19 protein-coding genes are annotated in these 22344 nt (G+C 74.2%); 9 read left to right on the top strand and 10 right to left on the bottom strand.

The features are described from left to right. Positions 1 to 271 precede the first annotated feature (271 nt). The 3 genes from FB476_RS06300 to FB476_RS06290 form a co-directional block, all read right to left on the bottom strand. Entirely contained in the window at positions 272 to 679 is a 408-nt protein-coding gene (locus FB476_RS06300; protein ID WP_141818024.1) for a universal stress protein, read from the bottom strand. A 93-nt stretch (positions 680 to 772) separates the two neighbouring features. After that, positions 773 to 1900 carry a DUF4192 domain-containing protein gene (locus FB476_RS06295; protein ID WP_141818023.1) on the bottom strand — a complete coding sequence of 376 codons (1128 nt, stop codon included), beginning with the start codon at positions 1898 to 1900 and terminating at the stop codon, positions 773 to 775. Between the two features lie 91 nt (positions 1901 to 1991). Next, positions 1992 to 2726, bottom strand: coding sequence for an EcsC family protein (locus tag FB476_RS06290; RefSeq protein WP_141818022.1), 735 nt, complete (start codon positions 2724 to 2726; stop codon positions 1992 to 1994). Between the two features lie 66 nt (positions 2727 to 2792). Between FB476_RS06290 and FB476_RS06285 the strand changes: the two genes are divergently transcribed. Beyond that, positions 2793 to 3335 carry a hypothetical protein gene (locus FB476_RS06285; RefSeq protein WP_141818021.1) on the top strand — a complete coding sequence of 181 codons (543 nt, stop codon included), beginning with the start codon at positions 2793 to 2795 and terminating at the stop codon, positions 3333 to 3335. A gap of 80 nt (positions 3336 to 3415) precedes the next feature. Here the strand turns inward: FB476_RS06285 and FB476_RS06280 are convergent, their stop codons facing one another. Next, the gene (locus tag FB476_RS06280; RefSeq protein ID WP_141818020.1) at positions 3416 to 4372 is read right to left on the bottom strand and encodes a PAC2 family protein; all 957 of its coding nucleotides are present in this window, start codon (positions 4370 to 4372) and stop codon (positions 3416 to 3418) included. Between the two features lie 76 nt (positions 4373 to 4448). Here FB476_RS06280 and FB476_RS06275 point away from each other — a divergent pair, with 76 nt between their 5' ends. Together FB476_RS06275 and FB476_RS06270 are read left to right on the top strand one after the other, a co-directional pair. Further along, positions 4449 to 6596, top strand: coding sequence for an alpha/beta fold hydrolase (locus tag FB476_RS06275; protein WP_141818019.1), 2148 nt, complete (start codon positions 4449 to 4451; stop codon positions 6594 to 6596). Between the two features lie 34 nt (positions 6597 to 6630). Then, a complete protein-coding gene (locus tag FB476_RS06270) occupies positions 6631 to 7290 on the top strand; it encodes a VOC family protein (protein ID WP_141818018.1) in 660 nt (219 codons plus the stop codon). Positions 7291 to 7312: 22 nt separating this feature from the next. On the opposite strand, the gene coaE is transcribed toward FB476_RS06270, so the two are convergent. Beyond that, positions 7313 to 8503, bottom strand: coding sequence for a dephospho-CoA kinase (coaE, locus tag FB476_RS06265; RefSeq protein WP_141818017.1), 1191 nt, complete (start codon positions 8501 to 8503; stop codon positions 7313 to 7315). 131 nt (positions 8504 to 8634) lie between these two features. On the opposite strand from coaE, the gene FB476_RS06260 reads away from it, so the two are divergent. From FB476_RS06260 to FB476_RS06250, 3 genes are read left to right on the top strand one after another with little or no spacing between them, the layout of a single operon-like run. Continuing rightward, positions 8635 to 9996 (top strand): sensor histidine kinase, encoded by a 1362-nt coding sequence (locus tag FB476_RS06260; protein ID WP_170233545.1) that lies wholly within the window; start codon positions 8635 to 8637, stop codon positions 9994 to 9996. Positions 9997 to 10006: 10 nt separating this feature from the next. After that, complete coding sequence (locus FB476_RS06255; RefSeq protein ID WP_141819942.1) at positions 10007 to 10657, top strand: response regulator; 651 nt, start codon at positions 10007 to 10009, stop codon at positions 10655 to 10657. Positions 10658 to 10673: 16 nt separating this feature from the next. Then, a complete protein-coding gene (locus FB476_RS06250; protein WP_141818015.1) occupies positions 10674 to 12080 on the top strand; it encodes an MBL fold metallo-hydrolase RNA specificity domain-containing protein in 1407 nt (468 codons plus the stop codon). Between the two features lie 3 nt (positions 12081 to 12083). Here FB476_RS06250 and hrpA read toward each other — a convergent pair whose 3' ends face one another. Continuing rightward, positions 12084 to 16244 carry an ATP-dependent RNA helicase HrpA gene (gene hrpA, locus FB476_RS06245; RefSeq protein ID WP_141818014.1) on the bottom strand — a complete coding sequence of 1387 codons (4161 nt, stop codon included), beginning with the start codon at positions 16242 to 16244 and terminating at the stop codon, positions 12084 to 12086. Positions 16245 to 16299: 55 nt separating this feature from the next. Then, complete coding sequence (locus FB476_RS06240; RefSeq protein WP_141818013.1) at positions 16300 to 17145, bottom strand: GNAT family N-acetyltransferase; 846 nt, start codon at positions 17143 to 17145, stop codon at positions 16300 to 16302. Positions 17146 to 17259: 114 nt separating this feature from the next. Here FB476_RS06240 and FB476_RS06235 point away from each other — a divergent pair, with 114 nt between their 5' ends. Together FB476_RS06235 and FB476_RS06230 are read left to right on the top strand one after the other, a co-directional pair. After that, entirely contained in the window at positions 17260 to 18084 is an 825-nt protein-coding gene (locus tag FB476_RS06235) for an alpha/beta fold hydrolase (protein WP_141818012.1), read from the top strand. Continuing rightward, the gene (locus FB476_RS06230; RefSeq protein WP_202876918.1) at positions 18081 to 18818 is read left to right on the top strand and encodes an esterase/lipase family protein; all 738 of its coding nucleotides are present in this window, start codon (positions 18081 to 18083) and stop codon (positions 18816 to 18818) included. The genes FB476_RS06235 and FB476_RS06230 overlap by 4 nt, the downstream gene beginning before the upstream one ends. Here FB476_RS06230 and FB476_RS06225 read toward each other — a convergent pair. Together FB476_RS06225 and FB476_RS06220 are read right to left on the bottom strand one after the other, a co-directional pair. After that, positions 18751 to 19194, bottom strand: a complete 444-nt coding sequence (locus tag FB476_RS06225; RefSeq protein ID WP_141818011.1) for a hypothetical protein — start codon at positions 19192 to 19194, stop codon at positions 18751 to 18753. The two genes, FB476_RS06230 and FB476_RS06225, sit on opposite strands and share 68 nt — an antisense overlap. A gap of 151 nt (positions 19195 to 19345) precedes the next feature. Further along, positions 19346 to 20608: a DUF445 domain-containing protein gene (locus tag FB476_RS06220; protein ID WP_238329574.1), complete on the bottom strand. Its 1263-nt coding sequence runs from the start codon at positions 20606 to 20608 to the stop codon at positions 19346 to 19348. Between the two features lie 179 nt (positions 20609 to 20787). On the opposite strand from FB476_RS06220, the gene FB476_RS06215 reads away from it, so the two are divergent. Then, positions 20788 to 21198 (top strand): VOC family protein, encoded by a 411-nt coding sequence (locus tag FB476_RS06215; RefSeq protein WP_141818010.1) that lies wholly within the window; start codon positions 20788 to 20790, stop codon positions 21196 to 21198. 3 nt (positions 21199 to 21201) lie between these two features. Here FB476_RS06215 and FB476_RS06210 read toward each other — a convergent pair whose 3' ends face one another. Beyond that, on the bottom strand, positions 21202 to 22269 hold the full coding sequence (locus FB476_RS06210; RefSeq protein WP_141819938.1) for a PLP-dependent cysteine synthase family protein: 1068 nt from the start codon (positions 22267 to 22269) through the stop codon (positions 21202 to 21204). Positions 22270 to 22344 lie beyond the last annotated feature (75 nt).

Genomic DNA, 22344 nt, shown 5'->3' with positions numbered 1-22344 from the left:
GCCTCGTGGGCGAAGGCCGGGGGGAGGGTGGTGGTCGTGGCGTCGGGCGTCCGGGGTGTCTTGGCTGTCACGGGAAGAACCAACTCTTTTCTGGCGGGGCAGGCGGTGGAACCGGGCAGGTGGGGTCCTCGGCGCGATCCGGGAGCGGGGTGCGCTCTGCCGCGACGGCAGGTGACCCTAGACATTATAAAACGTCGAGGGTTCCCCAGATATGCCCCGGCCCGCCGACCGCCCGATTCGGGGCGGTGGCGGGCTGTGGGGGAAGGGTTCGTCAGTCGTCGTCGCCGGCCTTGACGGCCAGCACCGGGCACGTGGCCTCGAGGAGGATCCGCTGGGCGTTGGAGCCCAGGATCAGCTTGCCGATCGGGGTGCGGCGGCGCAGGCCGATGACGATGAGCTGGCCGTTGCTCTCCTCGGCCACCTCGACCAGGTCCTCCGCGGGCTCGTTGCCGCGCACCAGGGCGCGGACCTCGTGCTCGATGCCGGCCTCGTCGAGGTCGCGCTGGACCCGGCCGAGCTCGTCCTCGAAGCGCTGGGCCTCGTCGGCGTCGAAGTCACGACCGCCGCGGTGGGAGTTGACCACCACGAGCTTGTCCTGACGCAGCAGGGCCTCGGCGCGAGCGGCGCGCAGGGCGGCGCGGCCTTCACGGGTGGGGATGTAGCCGACGATGATCGACATAGGGAGATTCTCCTCCTGTGGGGGTCCTGACAGGGAGGCTACACCGCCGTGCCCCGCCGCACCCGGGGGCTCCACCCCTTCGGGACCGGTGCGTCAGGCCACGTCGGCGGAGCGTCCCAACGGGGGCAGGCCCGCGTCGAGCGCGGCCCGCAGCAGCTGCGCCATCCGGTAGGCCGGATCGGTCTCCAGGGCGAGGTCGATCGCCTCGTTGGCGACGGTCCCCTCCCCCGTGTCCCAGGCCATCCCGCCGGCGAGGGTCAGCAGCGGCACGGCGTCCTCCGTCGGCACCTGCCCGGCCAGCCGCAGCAGCCGGTCGAGCGGGGCCGCGTCGCGCCGCGGCCAGGGCGGGACGGCGCGGCGCAGCCGGCTCGCGCCGTCGGCCGGCAGGACGTCCTCGACCCGGCACAGCCCGGGGAGCCACCGGGCCAGCACCGCGTCGCGGACGGTCCTGTCGGCGAGCACCCGGACGATGCGTGCCCGGTCGCGGGCCGCCGGCTCGTCCTCGCCGTGCACCACCCAGCGGCCCAGGCGGGTCAGGGCGTCCTCGACGTCGCAGGACTCCGGCGCCAGCTCCAGCAGCGTCAGCGCGAGACCGGTCGCGGTCGCGGCGGCCTCGTCGCGCTGCCGCACCCGCGCCGCCACCTCCTCCCGGCTGCCGAGCGGGGAGCGGCCCTGGAGGACCAGGTCGGCGACCGCGGGCACGTCGGCGGCGTCGGGGACGGGCCGCCAGTCGTCGCCGGACTCGTCGGGTGCCGGACCGGCGGACGTCCTGCTCGCGAGCAGCGACCGGTAGCGCCCGTCGACGACGTGCACGAGCTCGTGCAGGGTATGGCCGGTGCGCCGCACCAGGGCGCGCACCGCCGCGGCGACCGCCTCCACCTCCCCCGGGTCGCCGTCGTGGACGAACGCGTGGACGAGCAGCGGCCCGCCCGCCTCCCGGCCGGCCCGCACGAGCGGCTCGGCGAGCACCCCGACGGACGCCGCGGCGTCCTTGACGTCGGGCAGGTCCTGCCGCGCCGTGCAGCGCACCGGCGCCCGTGGTGCGGATGCCCCCGGTGCGTCGGCGTCGACCGGACCGCACGCCAGCACGACGAGCGAGCGGCGCGGGTGGTAGCCGAGCAGGTGCGGCACGCTCGCGAGCAGCTGGGCCGTGCCGGAGAGCACGACGGTCGGCGCGGCGGCCCCGGCGGACGGGTGGGACGGGCTCTGGATCGGTTCCATCCGCCCTACCGTGCCGAGATCGGCGCCCCCGTGCAGGAGCGCCTGTGGACAACCGGGAGGGCCCGGCCGCGGCCGCGGCCCGGTCGCTGCGTCAGCCCTGGGCGGCGGCCTCCGCCAGCGCCTGCCGGGTGAACTCCTTGCGGGCCAGGTCGGCGATGCGCTTCATGAGCAGGCCGTCGAGCCCGGCGCCGACGATGCCACCGGCGATCGGGACGAACCGGACGACGCGGCCCAGGGCGCGGGCGCCCACGTTGGTGAGCAGGCGGAAGCCGATGGCCTTGTTGACCATCATCCCGGCGGCCTGCGGCATGCGGGACATCGCCAGGCGGGCGAGGCGGCCCGACCCGGTCATGCCCGTCACCGCGCTGAGGCCGGCCTTGCGCAGCAGGTCGTCGGCGTCGCCACCCACCAGCGTGAGGAGGACCGCCGCGCGCCCGCCCGGGCTGCGCACGTCATACCCCCGCAGCTCGGCGATCGCGGCGACCATGCGGGTCGCCAGGGTGTAGAAGCCGAGCACGTTGGCGGGCAGCGCCACCGGCATGGTGAACAGACCGCCGAGGCCGGTGACGAAGCCGCCGGCGCCGCCCAGCTTGAGGTGGTCACGCACGACCTCGGCGACCGCCTTCTCGACGTCGCCGTGGTGCTTGCGCAGCGCGTCGGCGGCCACTGCGGAGGAGGACGCCAGCGGGCCGACGCCGTCGATGCCGAGGTCCATGATCCGGTTGACGAACATGTTGGCGACCGCGTCGAGCGGCCCGCCGCCGCCCTGCGCGGGCAGGTCGTCCTGTCGCGCCGGGCTGTCGTCCTTGGAGCCGAAGAGACCCATCCTGTGTCCTCCTGGGGTGTGGATACCGGCCCTCATGGTGGCACGTCCTCAGTAGAGTTGCGCTCCATGCCGACCCCTCTCGGCGCGACGACGCGACTGTCGGTGCCGCTCGCCCTGGTGCTGGCCGTGGCCGGTGCCGTGCTGCTCTGGCTCGGCCTCTCCCCCGCCCCGCAGACCCCGGCGGAGGAGCTGGCGCCGCTGGCCCAGGACGGCACGGTCGAGGTGGGCGAGGACGGCTTCTCGCTGTGGTCGGACGACCCGGAGGCCTACCAGGACGCCTGGTGCGTCGCCGACGCGACGCCGCTGCTGCGACCCACCGGCCCGTGGTCGCTGGCGAGCGGCGACCGGGAGCTGCACGAGGTCGCGCGCAGCCCCCGCGCCCTGCCCCCCGGCACGTATGCCGTGAGCTGCACCCCGGAGCAGGCGCTCGTCGTCGGCCCCCACGCCGAGCTCACGGCAGGGTGGCTGCTGCGGGGACAGGTCGGGGTCGTCGCCGGGGCCGTCACGCTGCTGCTCGCGCTGGTCCTGACCGTGGTCGCCGTGATCGCCACCGTCCGTCGCCGCCGGCTGGAGTCCTGGCGGGTGCCGCCGCACCGCCTTCAGGGCTGACGCGCGGCCCGGGCTGCCCGACGGCCGCAGACGCACGAGCGCCCCGGCGGGGCGGCCGGGGCGTCCGACGTGCGCGTGCGTCAGTGCTCGGTGGTGCCCGCCTCGTCGGAGGGCTCCTGCGGGGCCGGCCCGGCCACGTCGGGGTCCTGCAGGAACTTCTCGAGCTCGGCGCCGATCTCGTCGGCCGTCGGCAGCTTGGAGGCCTCGGCGGCCAGCAGGCTGCGACGGCGCTGACCCTCGACGAAGTGGTCGTAGCGGCGCTCCAGGCCCTCGACGACCTCGCGGGCCCCTTCGTTCTGGTCGAGCTCGCTCTCGATGCGGGCGCGGGTGACGCCGGCCATCGCGATGAGCTCGGCGGTCGGCAGCACCAGGCCGGTGAGGTCCATGATCGCGTCGACGGCCGCGACGACCGCGTCGCCGAACTGGGTCTCGGCCAGGTAGTGCGGCACGTGGACCGCGACACCCATCGAGGTCAGGCCGGCCTCGGCCAGGCGCAGGTGGAGCAGCGCCTCGGCGCTGCCGGGCACCTTGACCGAGCCGAAGAGCGGGGTGTGGTCGCCGAGCAGCTCGCGGTCGCTGGAGAACCGGGTCATGCCGACCGGGCGGGTGTGCGGCACCGCCATCGGGATGCCGTGCGCGCCCACGACGCGGCGGACGCCGAACGCCAGGCACAGCTGGCGGACGGCCTCGACGAAGCCCTCCCAGCGGAAGTCCGGCTCGACGCCGTGCAGCAGCAGGAACGGCTCGCCGGCCGCGTCCTGCATCCGGTAGAGGACCAGCGTCGGCTCCTCGTAGTCGGCGTAGTGGTCGACGTCGAAGGTCATGAGCGGACGGCGGGAGCGGTAGTCCACGAGGGAGTCCACGTCGAAACGGGCCACCACCTCGTGGTCAAGGGTGTCGAGCAGGTGCTCGGCCAGGCTGGAGCGCACCATGCCGGCGTCGATGAACCCCTCGAGGGACACGAGCATCAGCGGCGCGGGCTGCGGCTGGCGGGAGGCGTCGGCCTCCAGCCGGAACAGTGGCGAGTGCGTCGTCACGTCGATTCCTCTCCTCTCGTCGAGCAGGGTAAACGTCGGACAGGGGTCTTTTGATTCCGGGTGATAGGGATAGACCATGAGCGCACCCGCGAGCGTCTTCGCCGACCTCTCCCACTACGTCGCCGTCCCCCGCCTCTCCGGCCTGGCCATGTCGCCGGACGGCAGTCGCCTCGTCACCACCGTGGCGACCCTCAACCGCAAGGGCACCGGCTACACGACCGCGTTGTGGGAGATCGACCCCACCGGGGAGCGCGAGGCGCACCGTCTGACGCGCAGCGCGAAGGGCGAGGCGGGGGCCGCCTTCACCGCCAGCGGCGACCTCTACTTCACCTCCTCGCGCCCCGACCCGGACGCCGACGAGGACGAGCCGCGCTCGGCGCTGTGGCTCGTCCCGGCCCGGGGCGGCGAGGCCCGCGTGGTCCACAGCCGGCCGGGCGGGATCAGTGGCGTGACCTGCGCCCGCGACGCCGACGTCGTGCTCGTGACCGCCGGGCTGCTGCCCGGCGCCCGCAGCGAGGAGGAGCACGCCGCCCTGGCCACGGCCCGCTCCGAGGGCGGCGTCGAGGCGATCCTGCACTCCGGCTATCCGGTGCGTTTCTGGGACCACGACCTCGGCCCCGAGCGCCCCCACGTCTTCGTCGTCGAGGAGGCCCCCGAGGCCACGGCGGGCGAGGACGGCGAGGACGAGGCCCCGCCGCCGCTGCCGGGCACCGTCGACCGCCCCGCTCCCCTGCAGCTGCGACTGCTCACCGGCGGCCTGGCCGCCCCGCTCAACGAGCCCCACCCCGTCGTCGCGCCGGACGGCTCCTTCGCCCTGCTGAGCGTCCCGGTGCCCCAGGCCCGCGCCGAGCGGCGCTCCGCCCTGGTGCGCATCGACCTGCCCAGCGGCGAGCGCCGCACCCTGCTCGACGAGGACGGCCACGAGGTCGAGGCCGGCCCGATCAGCCCCGACGGCACCCGCGCCGTCGTGGTCGTCGACCGCATCACCACGCCCACCGAGGGCCCGCACCCGCGCCTGTCGCTCATCGACACGACCACCGGCGAGACCGCCCCGCTGGCGCACGACTGGGACCTCTGGGCCGACCCGGTCGCCTGGACCCCCGACGGCTCCGCCCTGCTCGTGCTCGCCGACAGCAACGGGCGCCGCCCCGTCTTCCGCGTCGACGTCGCCACCGGCGAGGTCACCCAGGTGACCCACGACGACGCCGCGTGGAGCAACCTCGCGGTCGACCCCGGCGGCCGGGTGGCCTACGGCGTGCGCAGCTCCTACCTCTTCCCGCCCGAGGTCGTGCGCCTCGACCTCGCGACCGGCGAGGTCACGCCGCTGCCCGGACCGGTCGAGCGACCGAGCATCCCCGGCCGCCTCGAGGAGGTCGAGACGACGACCGAGGACGGCACCCGGGTGCGGGGCTGGCTGGCGCTGCCCGAGGGCGGCGGTGAAGGCGACGGCACGGCATACCCGCTGCTGCTGTGGATCCACGGCGGCCCGCTCAGCTCGTGGAACGCCTGGACCTGGCGCTGGAACCCGTGGCTGATGACCGCCCAGGGGTATGCCGTGCTGATGCCCGACCCGGCGCTGTCGACCGGCTACGGGCGCGACTTCGTGCAGCGGGGCTGGGGCGCGTGGGGCGAGGCGCCCTACACCGACCTCATGGCGATCACCGACGCCGTGGTGGCGCGCGACGACATCGACGAGACCCGGACCGCGGCGATGGGCGGCTCGTTCGGCGGCTACATGGCCAACTGGGTCGCCGGGCACACCGACCGGTTCCGGGCGATCGTCACGCACGCCTCGCTGTGGGCGCTGGACGGCTTCGGCCCGACGACCGACGCGGCCTTCTACTGGCAGCGCGAGATGACGGCCGAGATGGGCGAGGTCCACAGCCCGCACCGCTACGTCGAGCAGATCACCACGCCGATGCTCGTCATCCACGGCGACAAGGACTACCGCGTGCCGATCGGCGAGGGCCTGCGCCTCTGGTACGACCTGCTCTCGCGCTCCGGCCTGCCCGCCGCCGAGGACGGCTCGACGGTCCACCGGTTCCTCTACTTCCCCAGGGAGAACCACTGGATCCTCGCGCCGCAGCACGCCAAGGTCTGGTACGAGGTGGTCAGCGCCTTCCTCGCCGAGCACGTCCTGGGCGAGGAGCCGCGCGAGCTGCCGCACGTGCTCGGGCTCTCCCCCGCGCCCGCCGAGGTGATGGAGCAGGCGCGCAAGGCCTGACCCCGACGGTCGGGGTGGTGGCACAGTGATCCGTATGGAGAACGCCCGCCTCACCCCGACCGTCGCCAGCGCCGACCCCGACCTCGCCGACTGGCGGGTGCTGCTGGGCCGGCTGACGGCGCGCTACGCCACCGGCGACTTCGTCACCGGGTCTCGTCTCGTCGCCGCGATCACCGACATCGCGGAGGAGCTCGACCACCACCCGGACGTCGACCTGCGCTATCCGCACGTCACGGTGACGACCCTGAGCCACGACGTCGGCCACCTCACCGACCGCGACCGCGAGCTCGCCCGCCGGATCTCCCTGGCCGCGCGCGAGCTCGGCGTCGCCCCGGTCCCGGCCGAGGTGTCCTCGCTGGAGGTCGCCCTCGACGTCCTGGACGCCGACGCCGTCCGGCCGTTCTGGGCCGCGGTGCTCGGGATGAGGGTCGACGAGGAGGGCGACCTCTACGACCCGGCGGGACGGATCTCCGCGCTGTGGTTCCAGCAGATGGACGAGGCACGACCGGGGCGCGGCCGCTTCCACCTCGACATCACCGTGCCGCACGACGTCGCGCAGGACCGGCTGCGGGAGGCGCTCGCCGCCGGCGGCCGGCTGGTGAGCGAGGAGCACGCACCGGCCTGGTGGGTGCTCGCCGACGTCGAGGGCAACGAGGTCTGCGTCTGCACCTGGCAGGGTCGCGCCAGCAGCTGACGCCTCCGCGGTCGAGGCTGCCTCAGGGGGTCCAGCCGGTGCGGGCGGCCCACTCCTCGGCGCGCGGCACGGCACGGGCGAACCACGGCTCCTTGGCCTGCGCGTAGTCGCTCGAGGACAGCCCGGCGGAGAGGAGCTTCTCCTTGAGGGCCAGGTAGTCCCGCCGCGCCTCCTCGTCCCCGCGCAGCCAGTCGCGCAGCAGCAGCGCCACCCGCCAGGCGGGCCCGTCGGCGACCCGCCCGTGCACGTGGACCACCCGGCCGGGGTCGCCGCCGCCCCAGAAACGCTTGGGCCACCGACCGTCGGCGACCCCCTTCCCTCGGGCGTGGTCCCAGTTGGGCGCCGGCGGGGAGAAGCCCACGCGCGCCAGTCTGCGGTGGACGGCGGGGTCGTCGAGCACCTCGAGCGAGGGCACGACCACCTGCAGGTCGACGACGTCCTTGGCGGGCAGGCCCGGCACCGCGGTCGAGCCGATGTGGTCGACCCGCACCGCCGACTCCCCCAGCGCCCGCTGCAGCCGCGCCGCCAGCCGGGCCGCCTGGGCGGCCCACCGCGGGTCGGGGTCGACGACCTCGAGGATCTCGCTGCGCCGGACCCGCCGGCCGTGGCGCACGTTGGCCTCGTAGGGCACCAGACGGTCCCACCACAGGGCGTCGACCCGGGTGCGCAGCTGGTCGAGCGTGCCGGCGTTGGGCAGCAGGACGTCGGCGGCCGCCCGGCGCTGCGCGTCGGTGGCCTGCACCGCGATCCGTGCCCGCGCCTGCTGCTCGTCCATGCCCCGCAGCTCCACGAGCCGCCGCACCCGCTCCTCCTCGGGCACGTCGACGATCACGGTCAGCGCGTAGTCGGCGGCGCGGTCGAGCTCCACGAGCAGGGGTATGTCGTGCACGACCACCGCGTCGTCCGGCGCGGCCGCGACGAGCTGCTGGGTCCGCTCAAGGATGCGCGGGTGGGTGATCGCCTCCAGGGCTCGACGGGCGGCCTCGTCGCCGAAGACGACGGCGCCCAGGGCCTGGCGGTCGAGCGAGCCGTCCTCCGCGATCACCGAGGGGCCGAAGCGCTGGGCGATCTCGGCGAGCCCCGGGGTGCCCGGCTCGACGACCTGCCGCGCGATCTTGTCGGCGTCGACGACGACGGCGCCGTGCTCGGCGAGCCGCGCCGACACCGTCGACTTGCCGGACCCGATCCCGCCGGACAGACCTACCCAGAGCATGGGGGTCAGCGTAGGTGCACCGGAGACCCGGGCGGCGGGCGCGGCACGCGCCGAGCTGTCGGGCTAGCCCGACATCAAGTCGCCGACTGGCAGGCTGGGGCCAGGCAGCCGTCCGCGATGAGATGGAGGACATGATCAGCACGGACACGCCCCCTCCCCTCCCCGGGCTCCCCGGTCGCGAGCCGGACGACCTCGACGACCTCCACGACCGCGCTCCCGCCACGACCACCGACGGGCCGGAGCGGACGCGGTCGGCCGCGCGCCGCACGGTGCGGGAGGCGGCATACCTCATCGTGTGCTTCCCGGTCGCGGTCTGGACCTTCGTCGTCGCGGTGGTGGGGCTCTCGGGCGCGGCCGCGCTGGTCACCGCGCCGCTCTTCGTGCCGCTGGCCGGGGTGCTGCTGCGGGCGAGCGCCACCATCGAGCGCTCCCTGCAGCGCCAGCTGCTCGGCCGGCGGGTGCCGCAGCCGGTCTACGCCTCGGACTTCCCGACGACGGGCTCGGCGGCGGGCAACGTGTGGCGCCGGGTGACCGACCCGCAGACCTGGTTGGAGATCGTCTGGGGCATCGTCGGCTTCGTCGTCGCGACCGTCACCTTCGTGCTCACCGTGACCTTCGGCGCGATCGCGGTCGCGGGTCTGACCTCGCCGTTGTGGTTCTGGATCATCGTGCGGATCCCGGAGTACGCCGGGCTGGGCGACCTGCTCGGCATCGGCCCGGGCTTCGTCGTCGACTCCGCCGCCAACGTGCTCGCCGGGCTGGTCGGCCTGGCACTGCTCGTGCCGACCACGCGCCTGGGGTCGATGCTGCAGAGCGGCATCGCCGGCGCACTCATCGGCACCCGCGCCACCGAGGAGCGCTACGCCGCGATCGCCCGCGCGCACACCGCCGGGCAGCAGGCCGAGCGCGACTCGCTGCGCCGCCTCGAGCGCGACCTGCACGACGGCCCGCAGCAGGGGCTCGTGCGCCTGCAGATGGACCTCGCCCGGGCCGAGCGGCTCATGGAGACCGACCCGCAGAAGGCCCGCGAGATCCTCGCCGGTGCCGGCCTCACCGCCTCCTCCACCCTGGGGGAGCTGCGCGCCCTCAGCCGCGGCATCGCCCCGCCCGAGCTCGTCGACCACGGGCTGCACTCCGCCCTGATGTCGCTGGCCGCCAGCCACCCGGCCCGGGTGACGATCCACGACCGCATCGGCACCCGGCTGCCGGAGCAGGTCGAGACCGCGCTCTACTACGCCGTCAGCGAGGCGCTCACCAACGTCGCCAAGCACGCCCGTGCGCGGACCGTCGAGGTGATCCTGCAGCGCCGGCCCGGCTGGGCCGAGGCCGTGGTCACCGACGACGGCGTCGGCGGCGCCTCGATCGCCAAGGGCCACGGGCTCGCGGGCCTCGAGCGACGGCTGGCCGGGGTGCAGGGCACCCTGTGGCTCTCCTCCCCCGAGGGCGGTCCGACCACCCTCGTCGCGGCCGTGCCCTCGGGCACGGCACGATGAGGGTATGACGTTGCGCGTGGTCGTCGCCGACGACTCGATCCTGCTGCGCGAGGGGCTGAGCCTGCTGCTCGGCGACGCGGGGCACGAGGTGGTCGCGGCCGTCGGCGACGGACCGTCGTTCGTGCGGGCGATGGCGCAGGAGCGTCCCGACCTGGGCATCACCGACGTGCGGATGCCGCCCGGGCACACCGACGAGGGCATGCGCGCCGCGGTCGAGGTGCGCGAGGCCGACCCCGAGGCGCGGGTGCTGGTGCTCAGCCAGTACGTCGTGCTCGCCTACGCCGACGAGCTGCTGGCCGACGGCCGCGGCGGCGTCGGCTACCTCCTCAAGGACCGGGTCTCGCGGCTCGACCAGTTCCTCGGCGCGGTGGAGCAGGTCGCCGGCGGCGGTACCGTCCTCGACCCCGAGGTCGTCACCCAGCTCTTCGGCCGGCGACGTGCGGCCTCCGATCCCGTCGAGAGCCTCACGCCGCGCGAGCAGGACGTGCTCGGGCTCATGGCGCAGGGCTTCACCAACGCCGGCATCGCCCGCGAGCTCGTCGTGACCGAGGGCGCCGTGGAGAAGCACAGCCAGCGGATCTTCGCCAAGCTCGGCCTGGCCGAGACCGACCAGCACCGGCGGGTGCAGGCGGTCCTGACCTGGCTGCAGAGTCGGGGCTGACGACAAGGAGGACGCCATGACCGGTCGGGACACCCGGAGAGACGTGCGGACGCTGACCTTCCTCGGGGCCGCGTCGACGGTGACCGGGTCCAAGACGCTCCTGACGGTGGACGGCCGCCGCATGCTCGTCGACGCCGGCATGTTCCAGGGCGAGAAGCACCTCCGGGTGCGCAACTGGGAGCCCTTCCCGGTGTCGCCCTCCACGCTCGACGGGATCGTGCTCACCCACGCCCACCTCGACCACTGCGGCTACCTGCCCGCGCTGGTGCGGCAGGGCTTCGCCGGCCCGGTCTGGTGCACGGCCGACACCGCGACCCTCGCCGAGATCGTGCTGCGGGACTCCGCCTACCTGCAGGAGAACGATGCGGCCCACGCCGCGAGGCGGGGCTACTCCAGGCACGACCCGCCGCTGCCCCTCTACACCGTCGCGGACGTGGAGCGGACGCTGCCGCTGCTGCGCACCGTCGACTACGACGAGGACGTCGACACCGGCGGTGGGGTGCGGGTCCGGATGACGCGCGCCGGCCACATCCTCGGCTCGGCGAGCGTCACCCTGGGCTGGCCCGGCGGGTCGGTGCTCTTCTCCGGCGACCTGGGGCGGGCCGACCACCCGGTGCTGCGGCCGCGCGAGATCCCGCCGGGCGCGCCCGACGTGGTGGTCGAGTCGACCTACGGCGACCGGGAGCACCCCGACCCCGAGGGCGCCGCCCACGAGCAGCTGGCCGAGGCGATCCGCCGCACCGTCGCCCGCGGTGGCACGGTGCTCGTCCCGGCCTTCGCCGTCGACCGCACCGAGGTGGTGCTGCGGGCGCTGGGCGAGCTGCGCAGGGCCGGTCGCATCCCCGACCTGCCGGTCCACGTCGACAGCCCGATGGCGCTGGCGGCGCTCCGCGTCTACCGCAGGGCCGCCTCCCGCGGCGAGCTGCGGCCGGACCTCCAGGGCGACCTGGTCGACCTGCCGCACCTCTACGAGGCCCGCACCGTCGAGGACTCGATGGCGCTCAACAACCCGCGCATGCCGTGCGTCATCATCAGCGCCTCCGGCATGGCCACGGGTGGCCGGGTGGTGCACCACCTCAAGCACCTGCTCCCCGACCGTCGCAACACCGTCGTGCTCACCGGCTACCAGGCCGTCGGCACGCGCGGCCGGTCGCTCGCGGACGGCGCGCAGGAGATCAAGATGCACGGCGACTACGTCCCGGTCCGCGCCGAGGTGGTGCAGGTCGAGGAGTTCTCGGTGCACGCCGACTCCTCCGACCTCCTCGCCTGGCTCGCCGCCCTCGACCCGGCGCCGCGGCGGGTGCTCGTCAACCACGGCGAGCCGGGGTCGTCGGCGGCGCTGGCCGCGCGGATCCGGCGCGAGCTCGGGATCACCGCCGTCGTCCCGGCCGACGCCGAGGTCGTGGACCTGAGCCGGGGCTGAGCCTCAGGAGCCGGTCGCGTCCTCGGCGGCGTCCATCGCCGCGTAGATCCGCTTGGCCGAGACCGGACCGGCGGTGCCGAGACGCTGGGCGAAGACCGAGACGCGCAGCTCCTGGACCGACCAGACGACGTCCATCACGTCGGGGTCGGTGCGGCGGTGGGGCGGCAGCGTGGCGAGGAAGGTCTCCAGCTCCTCCTCGACGACCTGCACCTCCTCCATGCGACGGCGGTCGCGCGGCAGGTCCTGCACGCCCTTGTCGAGCCGCTCGGCCATGCCGCGCAGCCAGACGACCATGCGCGGCAGCCGCTCGTAGCCGACCTCGGCGACGAAGCCGGGGTGGACGAGCCGGTCGAGCTGGCGGCGCAGGTCGAGGGCCATGTCGGCGGCGGCCGGGGTCGTCAGGCGCTGCAGCCGCAGCGAGACGTCGCGGGCGGTGTCGAGGATCGGCACCAGCGCCTCGACGATCTCCAGCACGCGCGGGACGGTCTGCTGGCGGACCGCGACGAGCGCCTGCTCGAACTGCGCGGGGGTGCGCACCGTCGCGCCCGGCATCTCGGCGACGACCGAGTCGACGGCGGCGGCGAGCGCGTCCTCGAGGAGCGCCGGCACGGAGCCGTGGGGGTTGTGGCCGAGCGAGAGCTTCTGCTGGTTGGTCAGCAGCGCGAGCAGCCGCTTCCAGGGCGGGCTGGTGCTCAGCAGGATCAGCCGGCGGATGCCGCGGCGGGTCTCCCGGTCGGCCTCCGAACGGGTCGCGAGCACGCGCACGTCGACGGCGTCACCGGTGTCGACCAGCGCCGGGAAGCCCTGCACGACGCGCGGCCCGACCTGCCGGGAGAAGGTCTCCGGTAGCGGGTCGAGGTCGGGCGGCCAGGTCTTCAGGCCGGTGCGCTCCACCTCGGAGGCCGCGGCCGCCATCGTCGTGCGCACCTGGCCGGCGAGCTGCCGCTGCAGCTCGGCGAGGTCCTTGCCCTCCCCGAGCACCTCGACGCGCCCACGCGCCCGGCCCCGGTTGCCTCCCTTGCCGGGGCGCACCGCGCGCTCGACGCGGAAGGTCATCCGCAGGTGGTCCGGCACCCGCTCCATCTCGAAGTCGGAAGCGTGCACGCGCACCAGGCCGCGGCGGGTCAGCTCCTCGGCCAGCGCGTCGCGGACCGGCATCGCACCCACGGTGCCGGCCTCCTGCATACCCCGCAGGGCCGCGCGGGCGTGGTCGGGCGCGGGCACGAAGTTGCGGCGCAGGTCCTTGGGCAGCGCCTTGACCAGGGCGGTGACGAGCTCCTCGTGCATGCCCGGGACGAGCCAGTCGAAGCCGTCCTCGGAGACCTGGTTGAGCACCTCGACGGGGATGTGGACCGTCACGCCGTCGGCGTCGGCGCCCGGCTCGAACTGGTAGGTCAGGGCGAACGTCAGCTCGCCCTGGGTCCAGCTCGTGGGGAAGTCGTCCTGGCTGACCGCCTCGGCCGAGTCGCTGACCAGCAGCTCCTCGGTGAAGGTCAGCAGCGTCGGGTCGGTGCGGCGGGCGGTCTTCCACCACGCGTCGAAGTGCGCGCCCGAGACGACGTCGGCCGGGATCCGCTCGTCGTAGAAGCGCACGAGCGTGTCGTCGTCGACGAGGATGTCGCGGCGCCGGGCGCGGGCCTCGAGCTGGCCGAGCTCGCGCACCAGCCGCCGGTTGGCGTGGAAGAACTCGTGGCGGGTGTCCCAGTCGCCCTCGACGAGCGCGGTGCGGATGAAGAGCTCGCGCGCGGTCTCGGGATCGACCCGCCCGAGGGGGACGGTGCGGTCCGCCACGAGCGGTATGCCGTAGAGCGTCACCCGCTCGTCCGCGACGGCGCTGGCCCGCGAGCGCGACCAGCGGGGCTCGCTGTAGGAGCGCTTGACGAGGTGCTGGCCGAGCTCCTCCGCCCAGGAGGGGTCGATGACCGCGTTGGTGCGGGCCCAGAGGCGGGTCGTCTCGACGAGCTCGGCGGTCATCACCCACTCGGGGTTCTTGCGGTGCAGCACCGAGCCGGGCTGCAGCACGAAGCGCGCGCCGCGGGCGCCGAGGTACTCCCGGCGCTCCCGCTCGTAGAGCCCGACGTGGGAAAGCAGGCCGGAGAGCAGCGACCGGTGGATCGAGTCCGGCGGGGCCGGGTGCTCGTTGGTCTCCAGGCCGAGGCTCTTGGCCGCCTGGCGCAGCTGGGTGTGGAGGTCCTGCCACTCGCGCACGCGCAGGTAGTGCAGGTGCTCGGCCTTGCAGAGGCGGCGGAAGGCGCTGCCGGAGAGCTCCTTCTGCTGGCGCTGCAGGTAGCGCCACAGGTTGAGCAGCACGAGGAAGTCGCTGTCGACGGTGTCCTTGGCCCCACCGTCCTTGCGGGGGCCCTGGCCGCCGGCGCCCTGGACGCGCACCGGCTCGCCACCCGTGCGCTCCTGGACGTCGCCGCCGCGCGGCACTCCCCCGACGCGGCGGAAGCGGGCGTGCAGCTGGTCGGCGCGCTCGCGCCCCTCGACGGGTCGCTCGCGCACGTCCTGGATGGACAGCGCGGAGACGACGACGAGGACCTCCTTGAGGGCGCCCTCCTTCTCGGCCTGCACGAGCATCCGCGCCAGGCGAGGGTCGACGGGCAGCGCGACGATGGCCCGGCCGTAGGGCGTGATGCGCTTGCGCGGCAGGTGCGCCGGGGCCGTCGGGTCGATGGCCTGCAGCTCGGTGAGCAGGCGGACGCCGTCGGCGACGTGGCGGGAGTCCGGCGGCTCGAGGAAGGGGAAACGCTCGATCTCGCCCAGGCCCAGGTTGGTCATCTGGAGGATGACGCTGGCCAGGTTGGTCCGCAGGATCTCGGGGTCGGTGAACTCCGGCCGGGACTCGAAGTCCTCCTGGCTGTAGAGCCGGATCGCGATGCCGTCAGCGAGACGCCCCGCGCGGCCGGCGCGCTGGTTGGCCGAGGCCTGGCTGATCGGCTCGATCGGCAGGCGCTGGACCTTGAGGCGCTGGCTGTAGCGGCTGATGCGCGCGGTGCCGGTGTCGACGACGTACCTGATGCCCGGGATGGTCAGCGAGGTCTCCGCGACGTTGGTGGAGACGACGATGCGCCTCCCCGGGTGCGAGGAGAAGACGCGGTGCTGCTCGGCGGCGGAGAGACGGCCGTAGAGCGGGAGCACCTCGGTGGAGGGCAGGTCCAGGCCCTCGAGGGCGTCGACGACGTCGCGGATCTCGCGCTCGCCCGAGCAGAAGACGAGGACGTCCTCACCCAAGCCGTCGCGCCCGGTCGACTCGGTCCACAGCTCCTCGACGGCCTCGACGACACCGGTGACCTGGTCGATCTCGACCTGCACCATCTGGGCGTCGGCGCCGCCGCGCTTGGGGGCGACCTCACGGACGAGCGGGCGGTAGCGGATCTCGACCGGATAGGTGCGGCCGGAGACCTCGACGATCGGTGCCGGGGTGCCGTCGGCGTCGGAGAAGTGCGCGGCGAAGCGCTCCACGTCGATCGTCGCCGAGGTGATGATCACCTTGAGGTCGGGCCGCTTCGGCAGCAGCTGGCGCAGGTAGCCGAGGATGAAGTCGATGTTGAGGCTGCGCTCGTGGGCCTCGTCGATGATCAGCGTGTCGTAGCGGCGCAGCATCCGGTCGCGCTGCAGCTCCGAGAGCAGGATGCCGTCGGTCATGACCTTGACGAGCGTGTCCTCGCGGGAGCGGTCGGTGAAGCGCACCTGGTAGCCGACGAGCGTGCCGAGCTCGGCGCCCAGCTCCTCGCTGATGCGCTCGGCCACCGAGCGGGCGGCGATCCGGCGGGGCTGGGTGTGGCCGATCATGCCTTCGACGCCACGGCCGAGCTCGAGGCAGATCTTGGGCAGCTGGGTGGTCTTGCCGGAGCCGGTCTCGCCGGCGACGATCACGACCTGGTGGTCGCGGATCGCGTCCCGGATGTCGTCGCGGCGGTCGCTGACCGGCAGCTCGGGCGGATAGCTGATCGAGCCCGGCGCCGGGAGGGCGGCCCGGCGGGCGACCACGGTCTCGGCGTGGCGACGGGCACGGGCCTCGTCGCGCCCGTCGCGGCGGGGGCGGGTGCCGTCCTGACCCTCGCGTCGCCGCTGGTCGTCCCCACCCTTGCCGCGGGGTCGCCCGCGTCCCCGGCCCTGTCTCCGGGCAGGCCGGGACGACGGCGAGGGGGCTTCGGGCACGCGTTCCACTCTACGAGTCCGGCGCAAGCCGGTTTTCGGCGGCGGCGCGCGCCGGTCAGCCGAGCTCGAAGGTGGTGATGCCGTAGGTCCGGTCCCAGGGCAGCTCCGGGATCGGCCCGCGATACATCCGCGCCGTCTCGAAGGCGGGCTCCAGCCCGTGCAGGGTCGCGAGCGCGACCGCGGCGGCGACGGGCTCGGGGCAGTCGAGGAAGACCGGCCCGTCCTCGAGCCCGGCGACCAGCCCGCGGAAGAGGAGGTCGGCACCCTCCTCGCTGTCGGCGAAGAGCGGCCCGATCTTGGCGCCCTCCAGGCACCGGCGCACCACGCCGTACCCGCGCACCCGCCCGTCCTCGACGAGCGCGAGCGCCGTCCGGCGCGAGGGGTCGAGCCAGGCGCGCAGGAAGTCGGAGCGGTCGCCGGCGAAGAACGCCGTGTCGTAGACGAGGACGGCGTCGAGGAGGTCGCTCGTGACGTGCCGCAGCCGCGGGTCGTCGACCGGCTCCCCCGTCACGGCCCCGCCGTAGCGGACGTTGCGGTGCTCCAGGACGAAGCCCGAGCGGCGGTAGGCCGGCTGCTGCTCGACGACCCCGTCGAGGCCGACGACCCGCTCGCCGAGCAGCTCCAGCCCTGCGCGCCAGGTGGCGATGCCGTGCCCCTGCCCGCGCCGGTCCGGCACGACGATGTAGAAGCCGAGGAAGCCGAAACCCTCGCCGTAGCGCACCACCGAGATGCAGGACACCGGTTCGTCGCCGAGGCGGCCGACGAGGAAGCCCCCGGGGTCGGCGGCCAGGAACGCCTCGGCGTCGTGGAGGCCGGGGTTCCAGCCCTCCTGGGCGGCCCAGCCGACCATGAGGTCGAGGTCCTCGGGCGTGGCGGTGGTGACGCGCAACTGCTCGGGCATGGCGCATGCTAGCGCCGGGCCGCGGCCGTGCGCAGGGATCCTCGCGTGGCTCTCCGCCGCCGGTCGGGGCGGCTCACGGGGCGCCGCCGCGCCTGCCCGCCTAGGGTTCTCGGTATGCGGTGGCGGTCGGTCCAGGAGTTCGTCCACCTCGACCGCACGATGCTGGTGCGCCGTCCCGAGGGTGACCTCGACGACGGCCCGGCGGTGGTCCTGGTGCACGGCATCGGTGTCTCCTCGCGCTACTGGACCCGGCTCGCGCCGCTCCTCGCGCCGCACGCCTCCGTCCACGTCGTGGAGCTGCCGGGCTTCGGCGACGCGCCCCGGCGGGACGAGGTGCTGAGCATCGAGGAGCACGCCTCGACGCTCCTGGCCCACCTGCGCACCGAGGGCCTCGACTCTGCCGTGCTCGTCGGGCACTCGATGGGCGTGCAGGTCGTGGTCGAGGCGGCCCTGCAGGACCCGGCCCGCGTCCGGGCGGTCGTGGGGATCGGCGGGGTCGTCGACCCGTCCTCCCGCAGCACTCTCCGTCAGGCCCTGAAGCTCGGCCACGACGTGCTGCGCGAGCCTCTCTCGGCCAACAAGGAGGTGCTCCGCGACTACGCCCGCACCGGGCTGCGGTGGTACCTGCGGACCGTCCCGTCGATGATCGGCTACCGCACCGAGGACGCGCTCCCCCGGCTCGAGGTGCCGCTGCTCGTGGTCCGCGGGTCCCGCGACCCGATCTGCACCCGGGAGTGGGCCGAGGAGATGACGGCGCTGGCTCCGCGGGCCCGCCTCGTCGAGATCCCCGGCGGTGCCCACGTGACGATGTTCTCCCGCCCCCAAGAGGTCGCCGACGAGGTGCTCGCGGAGGTGCGGGCGACCGCGGCGGCGCCTCCGGCGGCGACGGGGCCCGCCGCGGCGACCGGGCCGTCAGTCGCGGCGGCCCCTCCGTCGTGAGCCGCGTCGGCCGGGCGGCCCGCAACGGCTGGTCCTGGCTGCTGGACTACGCCTACGTCACCCGCCACCAGGTGGGCGGGCTGCTGACCCGCGACGACCCGGCGGGCTGGCTCGCGGGCGGCCGTCAGCCCGTCGTGCTCCTGCCCGGCGTCTACGAGCGCTGGCAGTTCCTGCGGCCCCTGGCCCGCGTGCTCCACGACCGTGGCCATCCCGTCCACGTGGTGACGGACCTGCGCTGGAACACCGCCCCGGTGGTGGCGAGCGCCGCGGTGGTGGCGGCATACCTGCGGACCCACGACCTGCGCGACGTCGTCCTGGTCGCGCACAGCAAGGGTGGCCTGATCGGCAAGTACGCGATGCTGCACGAGGACCCCGAGGGCCGGATCGCCCGGATGCTGGCGGTGGCGACGCCCTTCGGCGGGTCGGTCTACGCGCGGCTGTTCTGGCTGCGGAGCGTGCGGGCGTTCTCGCCGCACGACCCCACCCTGCGGGCGCTGGGCGAGCAGCTGGAGGTCAACCGCCGGATCACCTCGATCTGGGGCGCCTTCGACCCGCACGTCCCCGGCGGCAGCCGCCTCGAGGGGGCGACGAACGTGCCGCTGCGCACGTCGGGGCACTTCCGCCTGCTGGGCCGGGACGAGCTGCTCGACGCCGTCGTCGAGGCGCTCACGCCACGTCCCACCGACCCACGAGCTCCGGTGCCACCGGGAGCGCCACGATCCCGCCGTTCGTGACGACGAAGGTGCCGTGCAGGTCGAGCGGCGCCCGTCGGCAGACGTCGATCGCGTGCTGGTGGACGCGCCGGTCGGCGTCGGTGATCGAGACGCCCCAGGGCCGCACCATCGCCACCACGAGCCCGCCCACCCCCGGCATCGAGACGCAGTTGAGGGCGATCGCCGAGATCGTCTCGCGCTGAGCGCCCTCGTCGTGGGCACCCTCCACGAGGACCGGCTGCGCCAGCCGCCCGTCCCCGCGGCACAGCAGCAGGCTCACCCCGCCCCGGGAGCGGTCGGCCGGCGTGACGATCGCGTCGAGCAGCTCGCCCGCCAACGCCGGGTCGGCGAGGGAGCGGGCGTACCAGTCGGTCGGGAGGTGGTCGTCGCGGCTCATCCCGGAAGCCTGCCGGGGCCGGGATCGAGTCCGCAGATCTTGTCCACAGGCTCCGCGGGAGGCCCGTGGTTCCGCGGTCCACAGGGGCGGCGAACCAGCGGGAGGACAGCGGGCCCGGCGGCCAGTGCGGCAGCGGTCAGAGACCCGTCGGTCAGAGGATCAGCGAGACGCTGTGGATCACCAGACCCACGAGCGCGCCGACCACGGTGCCGTTGAGGCGGATGAACTGCAGGTCGCGGCCGACGTGCAGCTCGATCTTGTCGGAGGCCTCGCGGGCGTCCCAGCGGCGGATGGTGCCGGAGATGACCGAGGTGATCTCCGGGCCGTAGCGCTCGACCAGGCTGACGACCAGGTCGGCGGTCCAGGAGTCGAGGCGCTCGCGCAGCGCGGCGTCCTCGACGATGCGCTGGCCGAAGCCGGAGAGGGCGCCCGACATCCGGGTGCGCAGATGGCCCTCGGGGTCGGTGAGCGCGTCGAGCAGGCTGCTGCGCAGGGTCTCGCCGAGACGGACGCCGGTGGCGCTGACCTCGGGGTGGTCGAGCAGTCGCTCCTTGAGCGCCTCGAAGCCCGCCATCGAGCGCGGGTCGTGCTGCAGGTCGGAGGCGAGGTTGGTCAGGTAGGAGTCGAGCGCGGCGCGGACGTTGTGGTGCTGGTCGTCCTTGACGTCCCGGGCCCAGCGCAGGACCTCCTGGTAGACGCGCCGCGTGACCTGGTCGTTGACCCAGGTGGGCGCCCAGGACGGGGCACGCGAGCGGACGATCTGCTGCACCTCGTCCTCGTGGAGGGCCAGCCAGGCGTGCAGCTCGCGGGCGACGAGATCGACGAGCCCACGGTGCGAGCCCTCCTCGACGATGCGCTCGAGCAGGTGCCCCGCCATCGGTGACAGCGGCTCCTTCTTCACGCGCGGGAGCAGGACGTCGTCGATGAGGGTGCGCAGCTCGTCCTCGTCGATGCGCTCGACGGCGCGCACGATGAAGGGCACCGCCTCGGAGACGACGCGATCGGCGTTCTCGGGACGGCCGACCCACTCCCCCAGCCGCAGCACGACGCCGGCGTCGAGGTACTTCTCGCGCATGACGTCGGGGGTGAGGAAGTTCTCGGTGACGAACTGCTCCAGGCTGTCGCCCAGGTCGTCCTTGCGCCTGCGCACCAGAGCGGTGTGCGGGATCGGCAGTCCGAGCGGGTGGCGGAAGAGGGCGACGACGGCGAACCAGTCGGCGATCGCGCCGACCATGCCCGCCTCGGCCGCGGCGTTGACGAAGCCCCAGGCACCGTCGCGCCCGTGCGTGAGGACGTAGATCACCGCCATGACCACGAGCAGGCCGGTGGCGACCGTGCGCATGCGCCGCAGGCCGGCCCTGCGGGTCTCGTCGTCGACGCGGGCGGCGCCCGGCGTGGTCAGCGTCGTGGTCACGGGTGCGAGCGTAACCGCTGAGGCGGACACGGCCCCTCCGGCCAGCCCCCGGGGACGGTGGCGCGTCCGTGCTCCGGTGAGCGTCTGCCTACCCGCGACCGATGAGGACTGTCGGTGGGCGTGGTCACACTGCCAGGAGCGGTTGCACCGACGCGCCGCCCGACAGAAGGAGATCGGACATGGTGACGCTCAACCCCTACCTCAGCTTCACGGGCCAGGCCCGCGAGGCCATGGAGTTCTACCGGTCCGTGCTGGGCGGTGAGCTGACGCTGAGCACGTTCGGTGAGTCCGGCATGGGTGAGGGCGCGGAGGCCGACCAGATCATGCACGCGCAGCTCGAGACGCCGGCCGGCATCACCCTCATGGGTGCGGACACGCCGGAGGGTATGCCGTACACCCCCGGCGACAACATCAGCATCTCCCTCAGCGGGCCGGCCTCGGACGAGTCCGAGCTGCGTCGCTACTGGGAGGGCCTGAGCGAGGGCGCCACTCCGGGCGTGCCGCTGGACAAGGCGCCGTGGGGCGACTGGTTCGGGATGCTGACCGACCGTTATGGCGTCGGCTGGATGGTCAACATCGCCGGTCAGTAGGTCTCAGCCGATCCACCGGCCGGTGTCCCACGCCTGGTGGAGGACCGCGCTGTAGGGCCGGAGGTCCCAGCCCTGCGCGGCGACCCAGGCGTCGTCGGCGTGGCTGTCGGCGTAGCGGCTCGCGTCGTCGCACAGCAGCGTGACGATCGAGCCGGGACGGCCGGCGGCACGCATCTCGCAGGCGAGCCGCAGCACGCCGTAGAAGGCGGTGCCCGTGGAGGGCCCGCAGGCGAGACCGGTCCGGTCGCGCAGGAAGCGCATCGCGGCGACCGAGGCGGCGTCGGGCACGCCGAGCATCCGGTCGACCACGCCCGGGACGAAGCTCGGCTCGACCCGGGGCCGTCCGATGCCCTCGATGCGGGAGCCGACCGGGGCGCACTCCGGCATCCCCGCGAAGGCGGGCAGGAAGGCCGAGCCCTCGGGGTCCACGACGCACAGCCGCGTGGCGTGGCCGCGGAGCCGGACGTAGCGCCCGATGGTCGCGGACGTGCCTCCGGTGCCGGCACCGACGACGACCCATTCCGGCACCGGGTGCCGCTCCAGGGACATCTGCTCGAAGATCGACTCGGCGATGTTGTTGTTGCCCCGCCAGTCGGTCGCGCGCTCGGCGTAGGTGAACTGGTCCATGCAGTGCCCGCCGCAGCGGTCCGCCAGCTCCCGGCTCACGGCATACACGGCGGTGGGGTCGTCGACGAGGTGGCAGGTGCCGCCCTCGCGCTCGATGAGGGCGATCTTCTCGGGGCTGGTGCCGCGGTGCATCACGGCGACGAAGGGCAGGCCCAGCATCCGCGCGAAGTGGGCCTCGCTCACCGCTGTCGAGCCCGAGCTCGCCTCGATGACCGTCGTGCCCTCCCGCAGCTCGCCGTTGCACAGGGCGTGGAGGAAGAGCGAGCGCGCGAGGCGGTGCTTGAGGCTGCCGGTCGGGTGGGTCGACTCGTCCTTGAGGTAGAGGTCGACCTCCCAGCCCGCGGGCAGCTCCACGGCGACCAGGTGGGTGTCGGCGCTGCGGTTGGCGTCGGCCTGGAGCCGGCGCACGGCCTCGTCGGTCCACGCCCGGTCGGCGGGGCGCACCGCCGTGACGTCGACGAGCGGCGTCGCGGCGTGTGCATTGTCGGTGGGCTCGTGCGGCGTCCGTGCCGGGGCGTC

Source organism: Ornithinimicrobium humiphilum (assembly GCF_006716885.1).
GTDB classification, from domain to species: domain Bacteria; phylum Actinomycetota; class Actinomycetes; order Actinomycetales; family Dermatophilaceae; genus Ornithinicoccus; species Ornithinicoccus humiphilus.
This window is presented reverse-complemented; position numbering and strand designations above follow the sequence as displayed.